The organism is Clostridiales bacterium, assembly GCA_017569285.1.
In the GTDB taxonomy this organism is placed as follows: Bacteria; Bacillota; Clostridia; order Christensenellales; family Aristaeellaceae; genus Aristaeella.
On the sequence record CP069419.1, the window covers coordinates 2628589 to 2645162 of the forward strand.

The following is a 16574-nucleotide window of genomic DNA, read 5'->3' on the forward strand; positions in this document are numbered from 1 at the left end:
GGTTATTGCTGTGCGGAGAAGCGCAGCTTGGCGAAGAAGTCCTCCAGCAGGTAGCGGCTGTCCATATCGCGGTAGACCAGGATCTCCCGGACACCGGGAATTTCGATGCCGTAGGACGTATCCTCCCGGACTTCGCGGACCCGTTGGAAGGAGGTCCTGCCGCAGCGGGGATTGAGCACGGCTGCCACGGAGGGGGAATCCCCCAGGGACCAGCTTTCGCCCATGTTCCAGTCGGCAGCGGGGGAAGCATTGTATTTGGCCAGCTGATCAAACAGGTACCGGCCGCCCGGGCCGCAGGGACGCACCCGCTCCTGCAGCTCCGCGATGCCGACGCGGATGCTGCCGTAGACATTTGAAGGGATCTGCCAGACCGGTGCGTCGGACTGCAGGACGAAATTGGCCGCAGCCGGATCATTGCCGAAGTTGAATTCCTTCCAGGGAATTTCTTCCTCCTCATAGGGATGGCCGCCGATGGTGACTACCGTCAGGCGGGAGGTGATTTCCGGCTGCTCCCGGATGGCCCGGGCCATATTGGTGAGGGCACTCATGCACAGGACGTACAGCGGATGCGGGTCATCGTTCAGCGCTTCCCGGATGATGAGGGAAACGCCTTCCGAGACAGAGGGATCATCCGGGCCGTCCTGCCCGGCGTGTACCGGCATATCCAGCCCCATGGCGGAGACCAGTTTCCGGGCGGCGGCCCGGCTCTTTTCCATGGAACCGGGCTGCGCGAAATGCTCGGCAACGATTCCCCGGACGATCAGCTTCGGGCTGAGCAGCGCATAGGCGATGGCAAACGGGTCATCGGCCTCACAGGCGGTATCCGAGTCGATGATGATTCGGCATTTTTTCTTTTCGGGAACCTCAAAATGATATGGAAGCACAGGATGATGCTCCTTTCATGCGGGATTGATGCGGTTCGTCTTTTGCCTCACTTTAGCAGACATCCCGCCCTTTTGCAAGCCCGGGACAGGACGGGATTTCACAGATGGCATATCGGTATGGTATAATGCCGCGGTAAGCAGAGAACCGACAGGGGGATCAGCAGATGACAGCACAGGAAATCCTGGCAATCGCCATGCGGCAGTCCGCGGCGGACTGCGCCTGTTCGGAAGAAGACTTCCGGCAGGACAGGAACGTTGTGGTTGAATCGAAGGAAACGGAGGGAACCAGCCGGTTCCTGAAGGTGCCGCATATCTGCGCGCTGTTTTCCTACGGCAGCAATATCGTGGCTTCCTGCCGAGCGGACCTGATTCCGGAAGTGACGGCATTTGTGAACGGGCAGGCGGCACCTTACCGGTGCTTTGACACCCCGGGACTGTATGAGCTGAACCGCATCCTGGAAAAGGCCGGCGCCCGGGTGGACTGGATGCATAACTTTTACCTGCCGGATCCGGAACGGATATACGGGACGGAGCTGCCCTGCGCGTATGAGACGCGGGAAATGCATCCGGAGGATTTCACGGAACTGTATGTGCCGGACTGGAGCCAGGGTGTACCCAAATGGAGCAACGCGCTGAGCCATGAGCGGAAGGAACTGGACGTGCTGGGCGTCGGCGCCTTTGACGGCGGGCAACTGATCGGCCTGGCAGCCTGCTCTGCGGACTGCCCGGAAATGTGGCAGATCGGGATTGACGTGCTGCCGGAATACCGGCGGCAGGGGATTGCCTCCGCACTGACCAACCGGCTGGCCCGGGCAATCCTGGAACGCGGAAAAGTGCCTTTCTACGCGGCGGCATGGGCGAACGTCCGGTCGGTGAAAAATGGGCTCCGGAGCGGATTCCGGCCGGCCTGGTCCGTGATTACGGCAGGAAAGAAAGAAGGATAAAAAAGCGGCAGTCCTGCGGGATCCTGCAGGACTGCCTTATGGATAACCCGGCTTTCCCGGTCCGGGATGGGGGGATCCGGTCAGGAAAGCTTCAGGTCATGCACGATGCTGTTCAGCTCCGGAATCGGCTTTTCCATGCAGAACATCCGCATGCGCCCGAAGCCGGAAAGACAGACACAACACTCCCCGGTAACCGTATCCCGGTGGAAATGCAGTCCGGGACGGCGGTATTGCATGCCGCGGCGACGGATGACATACAGACGGTGTTTCCGCATCAAAATCAGCCTCCTTACCTATTAGACGATTCAGGAGGCTGTTTTGTTACGTAAAAATGAAAAAATTTTAAAAAATGAAAATACGGACATCCTGATTCCGGAATTCAGGACATTTTCCGGTATGCGCGGGGCGTGATGCCGTATTTTTTCTTGAAGGAATCCTTGAAATAATTGCTGTCGGAAAAACCGCAGCGCAGCGCGATATCGGTGATGGAATCGGCGGTGGTAACCAGCTCCTGCGCGGCATGGTGCAGGCGGATGAAGACGATATACTCGTGCAGGCCGATGCCGGCGCTGAGGCGGAACCTGCGGGTGAGGTAATTGGGCGAGAAGCCGACCGCGGCGGCGACGTCATCGGTGGTGATGGGGTGCATATAGTTTTCACCGATATACCGGGCGGCTTCCAGGACCTGCCGGTCATTGGTGCGGATATCCGTCGCGGTTCCGGGGAGGAAGGCACATTCCCGGGCACAGTTGAGCAGCAGGATATGGAGCAGGCTGCGGCGGAAGAACGGGGAAAGGGAATCCCGGCTGGCATCCTCGGCGGCGAGGTGCCCGATGATCTGTTCCATCCCCGCTTTGGCGGGTTCCGGCACCCGGAAAATCCCGGCTTCGGAGAAAAACTGTTCCCGGCCGGGCATACAGGAGAGGACATCCTCCGATACGTCCTCCCGGCGGAACAGGATGACCGAGCGCAGGCAGGAGCCGTGAAGGTACCGGGTATAATGCAGCACCATCGGCGGGATGAGGATAAAATCCCCCGCGTGCAGGTCGCTGAAGCGTTCATCGATCAGGACGCGGCATTCCCCGCTGTGGACATAATACAGCTCGTAACAGCTGTGGCAGTGGTGGCCGGTCATGACAAAGCTGGGGTCGCGCATGTGGGTTTCCGCGTGAACCCCGTCGGTTCCGTGAACGGTGAAGGAAGCATTGTCCGCCATTTTTTTCTCTCCCGTCAGTGTTGGAAAATCTGTATTATATGGAAATCATAACGTTATTTCAGCAGAAATGCAACAAAAACAATGATAGAATACTCAGACGGTAAAGGATGATTTTGGCCGGGATGCCGGCTGACCGGGAACAGAGGAGTATCGGATTTATGCTGAAAAGACAGATCGGGTGGCTGTGGGAGAATATGGACCCGAAATACCGCCGGCGCCATATTATCGCCCTGTGCATCTGTGTTTTCTCGTGTATCCTGCTGCTGGTGAACCCCACCGTTTCGCAGCGGATTATCGACGAGGTGATCATGACCGGGAACAGGGATCCCCTGCTGGGGCTGCTGGCCATCATGCTGGCGGTGAAGCTGGGGCGGGAAGGTTCCCGGTACCTGATGGTGATCTTCCTGGAGACGGACTCCCAGAACGTGATTTACAACCTGCGGCGGAGCCTGTTTACGAAGATGCAGTACAACGACATGCGCTTTTTCGACCGGCACCGCACCGGCGACCTGATGACGCGCATGAGCTCCGACCTGGACTGGTGCCGGCATTTCCTGGCGTACATTGACTACCGGATCATCGACGCCGTCTGCACATATGTGTTCTCGACGCTGTACCTGCTGACAGTGAACTGGAAGCTGACGCTGCTGCTGATGATCATCACGCCGATCCTGATGGTGATCACCCGGTTCCTTTCGAAGTACATCCGGCCGCGGTTTGTGTTTATGCGCGAGAAACTGTCGGAAATGAATACTGCGGCGCAGGAAAACATTGCCGGCAACCGCGTGGTGAAGGCATTCGCCCGGGAAGACTACGAGCGGGAACGCTTTGAGGAGAAGAACTCCGCGTTTATGGGCGCGCACCTGCGGATCAACAAGCTGTGGCTGACGTTCTTCCCGATGATCGAGCTGCTGGTGAACGCGATCCAGCTGGTGACCGTGTTTGTAGGCGGCATCTTCGTGATTACCGGGGAACTGGAATCCGTCGGCCAGCTGGCGATTTTCACCGGCCTGAGCTGGGCGGTTTCCAACCCGATGCGGGAGCTGGGCAACCTGATCAACGACCTGTCGCGCTTCTCCACATCTGCCGCGAAGGTGATGGAACTGCAGTACGCGCAGTCCGAGATTGCCGACGCGGAAGACGCGGAGGACCATGACCGGGTGCGGGGACAGATTGAGTTTGACCACGTCTCCTTCGCGATTGACGGAAAGCCCATCCTGAAGGACGTGACCTTCCGGGTGGAAGCGGGACAGACCGTGGCGGTGATGGGCCCCACGGGAAGCGGCAAGACGACCCTGATCAGCCTGCTGGCGCGGTTCTACGACGTCAGCGATGGACAGGTACTGGTGGACGGCTGCAACGTGAAGCAGTGGAAGCTGCACCAGCTGCGCGCCGGCATCGGAACAGCCACGCAGGACGTGTTCCTGTTCTCTGATACGGTGGAGGGCAATATCGCGTTCGGCGCGCAGGACCTGACGCTGGACGAGGTGAAGGACTATGCCCGCCGGGCGGACGCGGCCGAGTTTGTGGACAAGTTGCCGGAAGGGTATGACACGATCATCGGCGAGCGCGGCGTGGGGCTTTCCGGCGGCCAGCGGCAGCGGATCGCGCTGGCGCGGGCCATGGCTGTGAAGCCGGGCATCCTGGTGCTGGACGATACCACGTCCGCCGTGGACAGCGAGACGGAGCAGTACATCCAGCAGCAGCTGCGGGAACTGCCCTTTGAATGCACGAAGTTCATCATTGCGCAGCGGATTTCCTCCATGCGGGACGCGGACCTGATCCTGGTGGTAGAGGACGGCACGGTGACCGAGCAGGGAACCCACCGGGAACTGCTGGAAAAGCGCGGGTACTACTGGCAGACCTACTGCCTGCAGTACGGAATTCCGATGGACGGAAGCGCGGCAGGGGCAACGGGAGAGGAGGCGCTGCAGCATGGCCAGGAATAAATTTGACGTGGACGAGCGGCTGGAATCACCGTTTCAGCTGAAGCACCTGAAGCGGGCCTCGAAGTATATCGTCCGGCATAAATACAAGATGCTGTTGGCGCTGCTGATGAGCGCGCTGGCCAGCGTGGCCACGCTGTACATTCCCCAGATCACCCGGTGGGTGATCGACGAGGCGATTCCCGCGGGGAACACGCCGGAGAACATGGCGCAGATCGGCCAGCGGGCGCTGATGTTTGTGGGCATCGTGGCGATGAGCATCGTGTTTTTCACGGTGCGGTCCCGGATGATGGCGCACGTGAGCCAGCAGATTATCCACGATATCCGGAGCGACCTGTTCGCACACCTGCAGAAGCTGCCGTTCAGCTACTACGACAGCCGGCCGGCCGGAAAGATCCTGGTGCGGGTGATCAACTACGTGAACTCCGTGTCGGACATCCTGTCCAACGGTATCGTCAATATGATCATTGAGATCATCACGCTGGTGTTCATCGTGGTGTACATGTTTGCCACGGACGCGACGCTGGCAACGGTGATCATCGCCGGGCTGCCGATCTTCATCGGGATCATCATCCTGATCAAGCCGCGGCAGCGCAAGGCATGGCAGAACCAGAGCAACAAGAACAGTAACTACAACGCGTACCTGGCCGAGTCCATCGACGGCGTGCGGGTGAGTCAGCTGTTTGAGCGGCAGCAGGTGAACATCTCCATCATGGAGAAGCTGGCCACGGCCTGCCGGCAGGCATGGCTGCGGGCGGTGCGGATCAGCAACACGGTATGGCTGAGCAGCGAAACGATGACGCAGCTGGTGCTGACGTTTGTGTATATCGCGGGGGCTTACTGGATCGGCGGTGGGAAGATGGCATCCGCCGGCGTGATCCTGGCGATGACCGGGTATGTAAGCCGCTTCTGGCAGCCGATCACGAACCTGGCGAACATCTACAACAACTTTGTGAACAACATCGCGTACCTGGAGCGCATCTTTGAGACGATGGACGAGCCGGTGGTGGTGGACGACGTGCCGGGCGCGGAGGAACTGCCGCCGATTACCGGCGAGGTGGACTATGAGGACGTGACCTTCGCCTATGAAGAGGGTATCAACGTGCTGGAGCATATGAACCTGCACGTGAAGCCCGGGGAGAGTATCGCCCTGGTGGGCCCCACCGGCGCGGGCAAGAGCACGATCATTAATATGCTGTGCCGCTTCTACAACCTGAACGGCGGGCGGATCCTGCTGCACGCGGAGGACGGAAAGACGCATGATATCAGCCAGGTGACGCTGCACTCCCTGCGGTCCCAGCTGGGCATCATGCTGCAGGACAGCTTCATCTTCTCCGGTACGCTGATGGACAACATCCGCTACGGCCGGCTGGACGCTACCGACGCCGAGGTGAGGGAAGCCGCGCGGCGGGTGCGGGCGGATGAGTTTATCCGGAAGCTGCCGGACGGATACAAAACCGAAATCCGCGAGCGCGGCGGCAACCTGAGCCAGGGTGAGAAACAGCTGGTGGCATTTGCCCGGACGCTGCTGAGCGACCCGGCGATCCTGATCCTCGACGAGGCAACCTCCTCCATCGATACGCAGACTGAGAAGCTGCTGCAGGAGGGCATCCAGGAAATGCTGAAGGGACGGACGAGCATCATCGTGGCGCACCGGCTGTCCACCATCAAGAACTGCGACCGGATCCTGTACATCAGCGACAAGGGAATCGCCGAAATGGGCAGCCACGACGAGCTGATGGCAAAGCATGGGCTGTATTACCAGCTGTACACCGCGCAGGTGCGCGAGGACGTGGCCTGAACCGAATGAAAAGCCCGGGAGAAATGTAAAGGAAGCTTGACAATTCTCCCGGGCTGTTTTATACTCAAACATGTAAAGGAACCTTTACAGAACAAAAGGAGATGAGCCGGTGAAAAACAGGGTGGAGGAGCTGCGCCGGGAGCGCGGCCTGAACCAGGGGGAGTTTGCCCGGGCAATCCATGTTTCCCGGCAGACGGTGAGCGCCATCGAGACGGGGAAGTACAACCCGGCGCTGGACCTGGCGTTTGTGATCGCGGGATATTTCGGAAAGACCATTGAGGACGTATTTGAATACAGGGGAGGGAAAACCATGTACTGCGAAAAATGCAGCCGTGTGTTTGACGGCGAGCGCTGCCCCGCCTGCGGCAGCCGGCGGGTGCGACAGCCCGCGGAGGGGGACCTGTGCTTCCTGGCGGAGCAGGATTACCTGACCACCTCCATGCTGGAGGACGTGCTGAAACAGGAAGGCATCCCGTTCCTGACCAAAGGTGTGATGGGCGCGGGGCTGGCCATCAAGACGGGGCCCACGCTGGAGCGGACCCGCTTCTATGTGCCGTTTGAGCACCTGCAGCAGGCGGAAGAGGTGCGGGACGAACTGATGGGCGGCGGAGAGGAAACAGATGAATAAGGAAGCGGACCGCGGAAACGCGGTCCGTTTTTGCGTGCATCCGGCTGTCTATTCCGAGCGACATGAAAAAAACAATCATTCTATATTGACAACACCCGGGGGCGTTTGATATGATACGCATCCACACGCTTGCGACGCCGAAGGGCCGTAAGCCTCTGCGAAAATTGAAAATGCGGGACCGGGAGGGGTTCCGCGGAGGTGTGAAATGAGCTACATTTCAGTACAGGGGCTCTGCAAGCATTTTGACGTCCGCCAGAAACGGGAGAAAGGCTCCCTGCTGCGGAAGAAGGAACGGGTGCAGGCCCTGCAGGACGTCTCGTTCGACGTGGAGCAGGGGGAACTGGTCGGGTACATCGGACCCAACGGCGCGGGCAAATCCACCACGGTGAAAATCCTGAGCGGCATAATGGTGCCGGATTCGGGGATTGTATCGGTGGGCGGGCTGACCCCGTGGGAGAACCGGAAGGAGCATGTGCGCCGGATCGGCGTGGTGTTCGGGCAGCGGATGCAGCTGTGGTGGGACGTGCCGATTGCCGACAGCTATGACCTGCTGAAGGACATCTACCGGATTCCGGACAGCGAATACCGGCAGCGGCTGGATGAGCTGACAGGGGCGCTGGACCTGGGCGGGATCATCCGCACGCCGCTGCGGCAGCTGAGCCTGGGACAGCGGATGCGGGCGGAGCTGTGCGGATCGCTGCTGCACCGGCCGGAACTGCTGTTCCTGGATGAGCCGACCATCGGCCTGGACGCGGTGAGCAAGCTGGCGCTGCGGGATTTCCTGAAGTGGGAAAACCGCGAGCACGGCACCACGATTATGCTGACCACCCACGACATGGAGGACATCGCCGCGCTGTGCAGCCGGGTGATGGTGCTGGGGCACGGCCGGAAGCTGTACGATGGGGACCTGGCGGAGCTGCTGGGCCGGTTTGACCGGCTGCGCACGCTGAGCGCCAGCTACGACCGGGCACCGGAAATCCCGGAGCTGCCGGGAGCGGAACGGGTGGAACTGGAAGGCGAAACCCTGAAGATTACCTACTCAACCGACAAAATGGAAATCGGGACGCTGCTCCCGCTGCTGCAGAAGGCCGGGGAAATCCGGGAGATGACCGTGCAGCCGCAGAACATCGACCACCTGATTGCCGCCATGTACCAGGAGATGGGATTATGAACGCATATTACGCCATATTCCGCCTGAGACGGCGGCTGGAGACCCAGTACCGCGGCGCGGCACTGGGCGGACTGATCTGCCAGGTGTTCTTCGGGCTGGTCCTGATTGCGCTGTACCGGGCGCTGTACGCCGGGAAACCGCAGGACATGCCGCTGGAGCATGTGGTGACCTATGTATGGATCAACCAGGCGTTTTTCCGGATGATTCTTTCGTCCGACCCGGAACTGATGGACAAGATCCGCACGGGCGGAATCGCCTATGACATGTGCCGGCCGATGAGTCTGTACGGGTTTTACTACGCCCGGATCATGGCCCAGAAGATGATGGGCACCTTCCTGCGGGGAGCACCGATGATCGTGATCGCGGCGCTGCTGCCGGAGGGCTGGGGAATCAGCCTGCCGGCATCCCTGCCCGGATTCCTGTGGGCGGTGGCCGCAATGCTCCTCGGCCTGCTGTGCGTATGCGCAATGGAGAACATCACGATGGGCTTTACCATGCGGACGCTGGACAGCCGGGGAATGCAGGCGATGCTGAACCTGCTGATGATGATCCTGACCGGCAACGTACTGCCGCTGACGCTGTATCCGGACAGCTGGCAGCCGGTGATTACCGCGCTGCCGTACGCACAGATGCTGGACGCGCCGATCCGCCTGTATACGGGGATGTACGCGCCGGAAGCCGCATGGCTGATCCTGCTGCGGCAGGCGGCATGGGTCGCGGTGCTGGTATGTGCGGGCAGCCTGATGTGGCGGGCCAACCAACGGCGGCTGGTGATCCAGGGAGGCTGATGAAGATGAACACACTGCGGTTATACCGAAAATCCATGGCCATGCTGATCCGGAGCCATATGCAGTACCCGGCGTCCTTCCTGATGCAGACGCTGGCGCAGCTGGTGATGGAGGGCGGCGAAATGCTGGCGGTAATCCTGCTGGTAAACCGGTTTGACCACCTGAACCAGTGGATGCCCGGAGACCTGTACTTCTTTTTCGGGGTAATGTCGGTTTCCTTCTATATTACGGAGTGCTTCGGCCGGGGAGTGACCGGCGCATTCCCGTACATGGTGCGGAGCGGGCAGCTGGATACGGTGATGCTGCGCCCGCGGGGCGTGCTGACCCAGGTGCTGTGCGCGGACGCGGATCCCCGGCGGATTGCCTGTATCGCCGTGGGCACGGTGAGCCTGGTGATCGGCAGCCGGATGAGCGGAATCGTGTGGACGGCGCCAAAGGTACTGATGCTGTTGGAAAGCATCTGCTGCGCGTTCTGGCTGATCCTGGGCCTGTTTATGATCGAAGCGATCCTGTGCGTGTACAGCGTGAAATCCGTGGAGCTGGCCAACGCGCTGACCTACGGCGGGCGGAGCGCCTGCCAGTATCCGATTGATACCTACCCCCGGCCGCTGCGCGTGCTGTTTACCGTGGTGGCGCCGTTCGCACTGGTGATGCATGTGCCGGCATCCCATATCCTGGGCAAGCCGCTGTTCGGCTGGCCGGAATGGACCGGATTCGTGACGCCGCTGGCGGGGCTGGCGCTGTTCGGCGTGATGTATACGCTTTTCCGCATGGCGATGCGGCACTACCGCTCCACCGGCAGCTGAGCCGGACCGGACGGAGAGTGCTTGCGCGGGGCTGAAAAGCGTGATATGATTAAATTTGCGACAGTGAAAGAACTATATATTCCGGACACTGTTCCGAACCTGACGAAGACTCAGACGATTGAGACGGGAGAGGACGGACCATGAAACTGAAATCCCTGCGGATGCTGATTATCTGCCTGCTCTGCATGTGTGTGGCAGCGGTATGCCTGGCCGAAGGCGCCGGCTCCGCGGCTTCCTCCAGCGAGGCGGAAAGCACCTCCAGCGAGCACAGCGAGACGAAGGTCTCCGTGGAAGTGACGAGCACGAGCGACCAGAGCTCCAGCTCTTCCTCCGACAGCACGGCGTCGGCTTCCGGCACCGGCGGTGAAGGCGGAGCCGGGGCGGGAGCGGCAGGCGCCTCCGCAGGCGCGGGAAGCGGCGGCGGAAGTACGACCAGCACCTCCGTAACCGTGACCACCACGACCACAACCGGCGGCGGAAGCAGCTCCGGCGCGGCCGGATCCGCGGCTGCAGCCGGCGGGGACGGAGCGGGAGCCGCGAGCAGCGCGGCAGCCGGAAGCGGTTCCTGGATTCCGCCGTACCCGGTATCCACGCCGAAGCCGGTGTACCACCGGGTGGACACCCTGGTGAGCAGTGTGCCGGTGAAGGGAAGCGGATATACCGTGATCGGCCAGGTGAATGTGCGGACGCTGCCGAGCGTATACGCGCCCCGGGCGACCACGATCCGGAGATCCGGTACGACGGTGAAGGTGCTGGAAGAGGCGCTGAACAGCGCCGGCCAGACCTGGTACGCGGTGAAGCTGCAGAGCGGTGTGCTGGGATACATCCGGGGCGACCTGCTGCGCGTGGACATCGTATATGTGAGCGAGGAAGACCCCGCACCGGCTCCTGTGATTACCCCCGCGCCGACCCCTGTGGCGGCAGTCACCCCGGAAGTGATCTACATGCTGGCCACCCCGGCACCGACGCCCACGCCGATTATCATCTACGTCCAGCCGGACATGCTGTCCACGCCGGCACCGGAAGTGACGCCGGAAGTGATTTACATCACCCCGGAACCGACCGCGGAACCGCCGGTTTCATCTCCCGCGAAGGTGACGAAGCAGCCGACCGCCGGAGCCAGTTTCTGACAAGTAAATCCCTGGCACGCCGCAGTGAAAGCGGCGTGCTTTTTTATACCGGAAAACGGTGGCCAAAGCGGCGGGACTGTGGTATGATGGGCATGAAATCTTGGACAAAATGAAAATATGAATACCGGAACGGGGAGGAATCGCGATGAAGGCGCTGTTAATCGGCGGCACAGGCCAGATCAGCATGGCAATCACGAAGAAACTGGTGAAGGACGGCTGGGAGGTATACCTGCTGAACCGGGGAAACCGGTCGGCGGAACTGCCGGAAGGCGTGCATTCCATTGTGGCGGACATCAATGACGAGGCCGCCGTGCTGGAAAAGACAAAGGGCATCATGTTCGACTCGGTATGCGAGTTCATCGGCTTTGTGCCCGCCCAGGTGGAACGGGACTGGCGGCTGTTCCGCGGGAAAACACGGCAGTATATCTACATCAGCTCGGCATCAGCCTACCACAAGCCGGTGGGCGACTATATGATCACCGAGGGAACGGCGCTGGCGAACCCGTACTGGGAGTATTCCCGGAACAAGATCGCCTGCGAGGATTTCCTGATGGGCAAATTCCGGGAGGAAGGCTTCCCGGTGACGATTGTGCGGCCCAGCCACACGTATGACGAGCGGAACCTCCCGCTGGGCGTGCACGGGGCCAAGGGCCCCTGGCAGGTGCTGAAACGGATGATGGAAGGGAAACCCGTGATTATCCAGGGCGATGGTACCAGCCTGTGGACGGTGACATTCAACAAGGACTTCGCCGTGGGCTTCACCGGCCTGATGGGCAATGTGCACGCGATCGGCGAGGCGTTCCAAATCACCTCGGACGAGACGCTGACGTGGAACCAGATTTACCAGACCATCGCGGATGCGCTGGGCGTGAAGCTGAACGCGTACCACGTTGCCTCCGACTTCCTGGCGGAAACGGGGAAACAGTATGACTTCAACGGCGCCCTGAACGGGGACAAGGCCCACTCCGTGGTGTTTGACAACACGAAGCTGAAGCGCCTGGTGCCGCAGATGACGACGACGATCCCGTTCCACGAGGGCGCCCGGATCTCCATCAGTTACATCCTGAGCCATCCGGAACTGCAGGTGGAAGACCCGGAATTCGACGCGTGGAGCGACCGGGTGATAGAAGCCCTGGAGGCGGCAAAAGCCCGGATCTGACGGTACGGACGGGCTCCGGGGCGAAATAATGTACAAACGTTGGATTTCCATTGACACCGCACGGGCGGGAGGGTAAAATACGATAGCAAAGGCAGGACGTCTTTGCCGGAACCGGTGAAGGCGTCTTTCTTTATGGAAATCGGGAGGAGTAGAAAGCAAATGGCTTGTACCGCGATTGTCGGAATCAACTGGGGCGACGAAGGCAAAGGCCGCATGGTGGACCTGCTGACGGAGGAGTATGATGTTGTCGTGCGCTTCCAGGGTGGCGGAAACGCCGGGCATACCGTAATCAACGAGTTCGGAAAGTTCGCGCTGCACCTGCTGCCGTCCGGCGTTTTCCGCAAGGGCGTCATGAACATCCTGGGCAACGGCGTGGCCGTGGACCCCGAAAACCTGCTGGCTGAGATCGGCCAGCTGGCGGAGAAGGGCGTGAAGGTGACCCCGGAAAACCTGATGATCAGTGACCGGGCATCGCTGCTGCTGCCGTGGCACCGGAAGCTGGACGAGCTGGAAGAGCTGCGCCTGAAGGACAAGAAGTTCGGTTCCACCAAGCAGGGAATCGCGCCGTTCTACTCCGATAAATACCAGAAAAAGACCGTGCTGGCGGGCGAGCTGTTCTATCCGGAAAAGCTGAAGGCCCACCTGCGCGACCTGCTGGAGTGGAAGAACCTGACGCTGACCGGCGTGTACGGCGCCGAGCCGGTGACCGAGGAAGAGATCGGGGCCTGGGTGGAAAGCTGCTGCAAGCCCCTGGTTCCCTATATTGCCGACACGCAGGAATACCTGTGGGACGCGCAGCAGGACGGAAAACGCATCCTGTTTGAGGCGCAGCTGGGCTCCCTGCGCGACCTGGACTACGGCATCCATCCCTACACGACGTCCTCCAACACGCTGGCGAGCTACGCGCCGGTCGGATCCGGCCTGCCCGCAGCAAAGCTGGAAAAGGTGGTCGGCGTGGTGAAGGCCTATTCCACCTGCGTGGGCGAAGGTCCGTTCGTCTGTGAAATGTTCGGCGAGGAAGCCGAGGCGCTGCGCCAGGCGGGCAATGAATACGGCGCCAAGACCGGCCGTCCGCGCCGGGTGGGCCCGATCGACCTGGTGGCCACACGCTACGGCGTGCGGGTGCAAGGCGCGACGGAACTGGCCCTGACCAAGCTGGACGTGCTGAGCGGCATGGACGAGATTCCCGTGTGCGTGCGGTACGAACTGGACGGCAAAGAGACCGACAAGTTCCCCTTCCCGGCGGTGCTAGGCGACTGCAAGCCCGTGATCACCAAGGTGAAGGGCTGGAAGCAGGATATCAGCGGCTGCCGGACCTGGGATGAGCTGCCGGAAGAGACCAAGGCCTATGTGAACATGGTGGAGAAGGCGATCGGCCGGCCGTTTGTGTACATTTCCGTCGGCCCGGAACGCGACAGCATTATCCGCAGAACCGGAAGCGAGGGATAAGAGATGACAGACCGTTACGAAACACCGCTGGGATCCCGCTATGCGTCCAATGAGATGCTGGCGCTGTTTTCCCAGGATACCCGATACCAGACCTGGCGGAAGCTGTGGGTCGCGCTGGCCCGCGCCGAGATGGAGCTGGGCCTGCCGGTGACGGCGGAACAGGTGGCTGAGCTGGAAGCGCATATCACGGACATCGACTACGAGGTGGTCCGCGTGCGCGAGAAGGAAGTCCGCCACGACGTGATGGCGCACGTGTATGCCTACGGCAAGGTGGCGCCAGGCGCGGCGGGAATTATCCACCTGGGCGCGACAAGCTGCTATGTGACGGACAACGCCGACCTGGTGATCTACCGCGACGCGCTGAAGCTGATCCGCAAGGGTCTGCTGGGCGTGATGAAGAACCTGTGCGATTTCGCCGAAAAAACCAAGGCAATCCCGACCCTGGGCTACACCCATTACCAGCCGGCGCAGCCGGTGACCGTGGGCAAGCGGGCGTCCCTGTGGCTGCAGGATTTCATGACCGACCTGGAAGAGATCGATTTCGTGATTGACCACCTGCCGTTCCTCGGCTGCCGCGGAACCACCGGCACCGAAGCCAGCTTTATGGAGCTGTTTGAGGGCGACACCGCGAAGATCGACGAGATGAACCGCAAAATCGCGGCGGAATTCGGATTTGAGAAGCGGTTTGACGTTTCCGGGCAGACCTATCCCCGGAAGGCGGACAGCCGCATCCTGAACGTGCTGAGCGCGATTGGCCAGAGCTGCTACCGCATGGCGAACGACATGCGCCTGCTGCAGCATGACCGGCAGCTCGAAGAACCCTTCGAGAGCACCCAGATCGGGTCCTCCGCGATGGCGTACAAGCGGAACCCCATGCGCAGCGAGCGCGTGTGCTCCCTGAGCCGCTACCTGATGACCCTGCCGCAGAACGCGGCGATGACGGCCTCCACCCAGTGGATGGAGCGCACCCTGGACGACTCCGCCAACCGGCGGATCTCCCTGCCGGAAGGTTTCCTGTGCGCCGACGCTGTGCTGCGCCTGGTGCGGAACATCTCCGACGGCATCCGGGTGAACGAAAAGATTATCGAAGCGACGCTGCGGGAGTATATGCCCTTTATCGCCACGGAGAACCTGCTGATGGAAGCGGTGAAGCGCGGCGGAAACCGGCAGGAGCTGCATGAAGTGATCCGCGAGAGCTCCATGGCTGCGACCGAGCGGATGAAGAACGGCGAAAGCTGCGACCTGCTGGAGCGGCTGGCGGCCGTACCGGCCTTCGGAATGACGGCGGACGAAATGCGCGAGGTGCTGGACCCGAAGAAATACACCGGCCGCTGCGCGGAGCAGACCGAGGCGCTGGTACAAAAAATCCGCCCGATGCTGGAAGAAGCACCGGCGGATGAAGTGAGCATTGAGGTGTAAGCAGATCGGAAGCCGTGTCAGACAATGCGCAGGCGCTTGTCCTTCAGGGCACCCTCTTTACCGAGGGCGATGAGGCGGGTGTACCGCTCCACGGCATTCTCCAGGATTTTATCCCAGGGCACGGGAATGGTTTCCCGTGCCTTTTCTCCTGCCTTCGCGAGGAGATCCGGCTGCGACAGGGCGCCGGTGAGCACGCGGGCAAGGTCCTTCGGGTCGTTCTCGCAGAGGAAACCGTTTTCCCCGTCCCGGATGTATTCTGCCGCGGTGCTGCCGCGGACCATGACCGACGGCGTGCCCATGACGGCCGCTTCCCGCACCACCATGGAGGTGGTGTCGTAGAGGGAGGGGAAGGCAAAGACCGAAGCCCGGGCGTACAGCGCGTCGAGCAGGGACGTATCGGAAATGTGGCCGAGCATCTGGGAGCGGTCCTGGATGTTGAGCTCGTGGATCTTGCGGTCGATATTGTTCATATCCACGCCCTGGCCGGCCAGCAGCAGGCGGAAGTTCGTGCCGGCCTGTTTCATTTCGGCGCAGGCTTCCAGGATGGTGAGGATGTTCTTTTTCCAGTCCATCTGGCCGACGAAGAGGATCACAGGATCATCGCCGAGGTTCCAGCGGCGGGAGACGCCCTCCACATCCGCGGGGGAAACGGTGCGCATGGTGGCGCCGTTGGGCATGACGATGACGTCGCCCTCATAGCCGTAATCCTTCAGCACGTCCGCCGCGTTTTTTCCGACGGCCCAGACCTCGTCGCAACGGTTATAGAAATTGACGACAAACTTGGTGCCCATCCGGGCGATGGACTCCGACTTGGTCGCCTTGAGGAAATCATCGTAGTACTTGGAGTGGAAGGTGGCCACGAGGGGCAGCTTCCGCAGGGTGGCGATGCGCAGCGCCTCCGACCCGGCGGTGAAGGGGCTGTGGGCGTGGATCAGGTCCAGCTGGATCATGCGTATGCGGCGGCGGTAGTGCGGATCCCAGACGGCTTCGCCGATCTGGTACTGCTTCATGCCGGGCAGGCCCGCGCCCATAAAATCGACCAGCTCAAAGGGGAAACCGCCCTGGAAGCCGGTATCGTACATCGGGGCGACCACGGTAACCTGGTGCCCCATTTTGCACAGCGTATCCGCATAGGCATAGACAACACGGCCCACCCCGTCGACAATGGGGAGGAACGTATCTGTAAACTGCCCGAGTCTCAGCATTTCAGTTTCACCTTCCGAGGGTCATTAT

At 61.0% G+C, this 16574-nt stretch carries 15 protein-coding genes; 11 read left to right on the forward strand and 4 right to left on the reverse strand.

Annotation, left to right across the window (positions count from 1 at the left end; all coding sequences use genetic code 11):
- Window positions 1–2: 2 nt before the first annotated feature.
- Complete coding sequence (locus JNO48_11480) at window positions 3–884, reverse strand: nucleoside hydrolase (GenBank protein QTE67805.1); 882 nt, start codon at window positions 882–884, stop codon at window positions 3–5.
- Between the two features lie 164 nt (window positions 885–1048).
- Between JNO48_11480 and JNO48_11485 the strand changes: the two genes are divergently transcribed.
- Window positions 1049–1828 (forward strand): GNAT family N-acetyltransferase, encoded by a 780-nt coding sequence (locus JNO48_11485; GenBank protein ID QTE67806.1) that lies wholly within the window; start codon window positions 1049–1051, stop codon window positions 1826–1828.
- Between the two features lie 80 nt (window positions 1829–1908).
- Here JNO48_11485 and JNO48_11490 read toward each other — a convergent pair whose 3' ends face one another.
- Window positions 1909–2103 carry a hypothetical protein gene (locus JNO48_11490; GenBank protein QTE67807.1) on the reverse strand — a complete coding sequence of 65 codons (195 nt, stop codon included), beginning with the start codon at window positions 2101–2103 and terminating at the stop codon, window positions 1909–1911.
- A gap of 104 nt (window positions 2104–2207) precedes the next feature.
- Entirely contained in the window at window positions 2208–3044 is an 837-nt protein-coding gene (locus tag JNO48_11495; GenBank protein QTE67808.1) for a helix-turn-helix transcriptional regulator, read from the reverse strand.
- A 158-nt stretch (window positions 3045–3202) separates the two neighbouring features.
- On the opposite strand from JNO48_11495, the gene JNO48_11500 reads away from it, so the two are divergent.
- From JNO48_11500 to JNO48_11545, 10 genes are all read left to right on the forward strand, one after another.
- Window positions 3203–4993: an ABC transporter ATP-binding protein gene (locus JNO48_11500; protein QTE67809.1), complete on the forward strand. Its 1791-nt coding sequence runs from the start codon at window positions 3203–3205 to the stop codon at window positions 4991–4993.
- Window positions 4980–6791, forward strand: a complete 1812-nt coding sequence (locus JNO48_11505) for an ABC transporter ATP-binding protein (protein ID QTE67810.1) — start codon at window positions 4980–4982, stop codon at window positions 6789–6791. Before JNO48_11500 ends, JNO48_11505 begins: the two co-directional genes overlap by 14 nt.
- Before the next feature lie 109 nt (window positions 6792–6900).
- Window positions 6901–7419 carry a helix-turn-helix domain-containing protein gene (locus JNO48_11510; protein QTE67811.1) on the forward strand — a complete coding sequence of 173 codons (519 nt, stop codon included), beginning with the start codon at window positions 6901–6903 and terminating at the stop codon, window positions 7417–7419.
- Between the two features lie 205 nt (window positions 7420–7624).
- The gene (locus JNO48_11515) at window positions 7625–8590 is read left to right on the forward strand and encodes an ATP-binding cassette domain-containing protein (GenBank protein ID QTE67812.1); all 966 of its coding nucleotides are present in this window, start codon (window positions 7625–7627) and stop codon (window positions 8588–8590) included.
- Window positions 8587–9378, forward strand: a complete 792-nt coding sequence (locus JNO48_11520; protein ID QTE67813.1) for an ABC-2 family transporter protein — start codon at window positions 8587–8589, stop codon at window positions 9376–9378. Before JNO48_11515 ends, JNO48_11520 begins: the two co-directional genes overlap by 4 nt.
- 5 nt (window positions 9379–9383) lie before the next feature.
- The gene (locus JNO48_11525; protein ID QTE67814.1) at window positions 9384–10184 is read left to right on the forward strand and encodes an ABC-2 family transporter protein; all 801 of its coding nucleotides are present in this window, start codon (window positions 9384–9386) and stop codon (window positions 10182–10184) included.
- Window positions 10185–10324: 140 nt separating this feature from the next.
- Window positions 10325–11314 (forward strand): hypothetical protein, encoded by a 990-nt coding sequence (locus tag JNO48_11530; GenBank protein QTE67815.1) that lies wholly within the window; start codon window positions 10325–10327, stop codon window positions 11312–11314.
- 145 nt (window positions 11315–11459) lie between these two features.
- Window positions 11460–12473 (forward strand): SDR family oxidoreductase, encoded by a 1014-nt coding sequence (locus JNO48_11535; GenBank protein QTE67816.1) that lies wholly within the window; start codon window positions 11460–11462, stop codon window positions 12471–12473.
- 159 nt (window positions 12474–12632) lie between these two features.
- Window positions 12633–13922, forward strand: coding sequence for an adenylosuccinate synthase (locus JNO48_11540; GenBank protein ID QTE67817.1), 1290 nt, complete (start codon window positions 12633–12635; stop codon window positions 13920–13922).
- A 3-nt stretch (window positions 13923–13925) separates the two neighbouring features.
- Window positions 13926–15341, forward strand: a complete 1416-nt coding sequence (locus JNO48_11545) for an adenylosuccinate lyase (protein ID QTE67818.1) — start codon at window positions 13926–13928, stop codon at window positions 15339–15341.
- 17 nt (window positions 15342–15358) lie between these two features.
- On the opposite strand, the gene JNO48_11550 is transcribed toward JNO48_11545, so the two are convergent.
- Window positions 15359–16546, reverse strand: a complete 1188-nt coding sequence (locus JNO48_11550; protein QTE67819.1) for a glycosyltransferase — start codon at window positions 16544–16546, stop codon at window positions 15359–15361.
- Window positions 16547–16574 lie beyond the last annotated feature (28 nt).

What these genes read in the sequence shown, in the direction of transcription:
- JNO48_11535 (QTE67816.1), top strand. Translation starts at nt 11,460, where the DNA reads ATGAAGGCGCTGTTAATCGGCGGCACAGGCCAGATCAGCATGGCAATC.
- JNO48_11545 (QTE67818.1), top strand. Translation starts at nt 13,926, where the DNA reads ATGACAGACCGTTACGAAACACCGCTGGGATCCCGCTATGCGTCCAAT.
- JNO48_11550 (QTE67819.1), bottom strand. Translation starts at nt 16,546, where the DNA reads ATGCTGAGACTCGGGCAGTTTACAGATACGTTCCTCCCCATTGTCGAC.
- JNO48_11540 (QTE67817.1), top strand. Translation starts at nt 12,633, where the DNA reads ATGGCTTGTACCGCGATTGTCGGAATCAACTGGGGCGACGAAGGCAAA.
- JNO48_11515 (QTE67812.1), top strand. Translation starts at nt 7,625, where the DNA reads ATGAGCTACATTTCAGTACAGGGGCTCTGCAAGCATTTTGACGTCCGC.
- JNO48_11485 (QTE67806.1), top strand. Translation starts at nt 1,049, where the DNA reads ATGACAGCACAGGAAATCCTGGCAATCGCCATGCGGCAGTCCGCGGCG.
- JNO48_11525 (QTE67814.1), top strand. Translation starts at nt 9,384, where the DNA reads ATGAACACACTGCGGTTATACCGAAAATCCATGGCCATGCTGATCCGG.
- JNO48_11495 (QTE67808.1), bottom strand. Translation starts at nt 3,044, where the DNA reads ATGGCGGACAATGCTTCCTTCACCGTTCACGGAACCGACGGGGTTCAC.
- JNO48_11500 (QTE67809.1), top strand. Translation starts at nt 3,203, where the DNA reads ATGCTGAAAAGACAGATCGGGTGGCTGTGGGAGAATATGGACCCGAAA.
- JNO48_11520 (QTE67813.1), top strand. Translation starts at nt 8,587, where the DNA reads ATGAACGCATATTACGCCATATTCCGCCTGAGACGGCGGCTGGAGACC.
- JNO48_11505 (QTE67810.1), top strand. Translation starts at nt 4,980, where the DNA reads ATGGCCAGGAATAAATTTGACGTGGACGAGCGGCTGGAATCACCGTTT.
- JNO48_11490 (QTE67807.1), bottom strand. Translation starts at nt 2,103, where the DNA reads ATGCGGAAACACCGTCTGTATGTCATCCGTCGCCGCGGCATGCAATAC.
- JNO48_11530 (QTE67815.1), top strand. Translation starts at nt 10,325, where the DNA reads ATGAAACTGAAATCCCTGCGGATGCTGATTATCTGCCTGCTCTGCATG.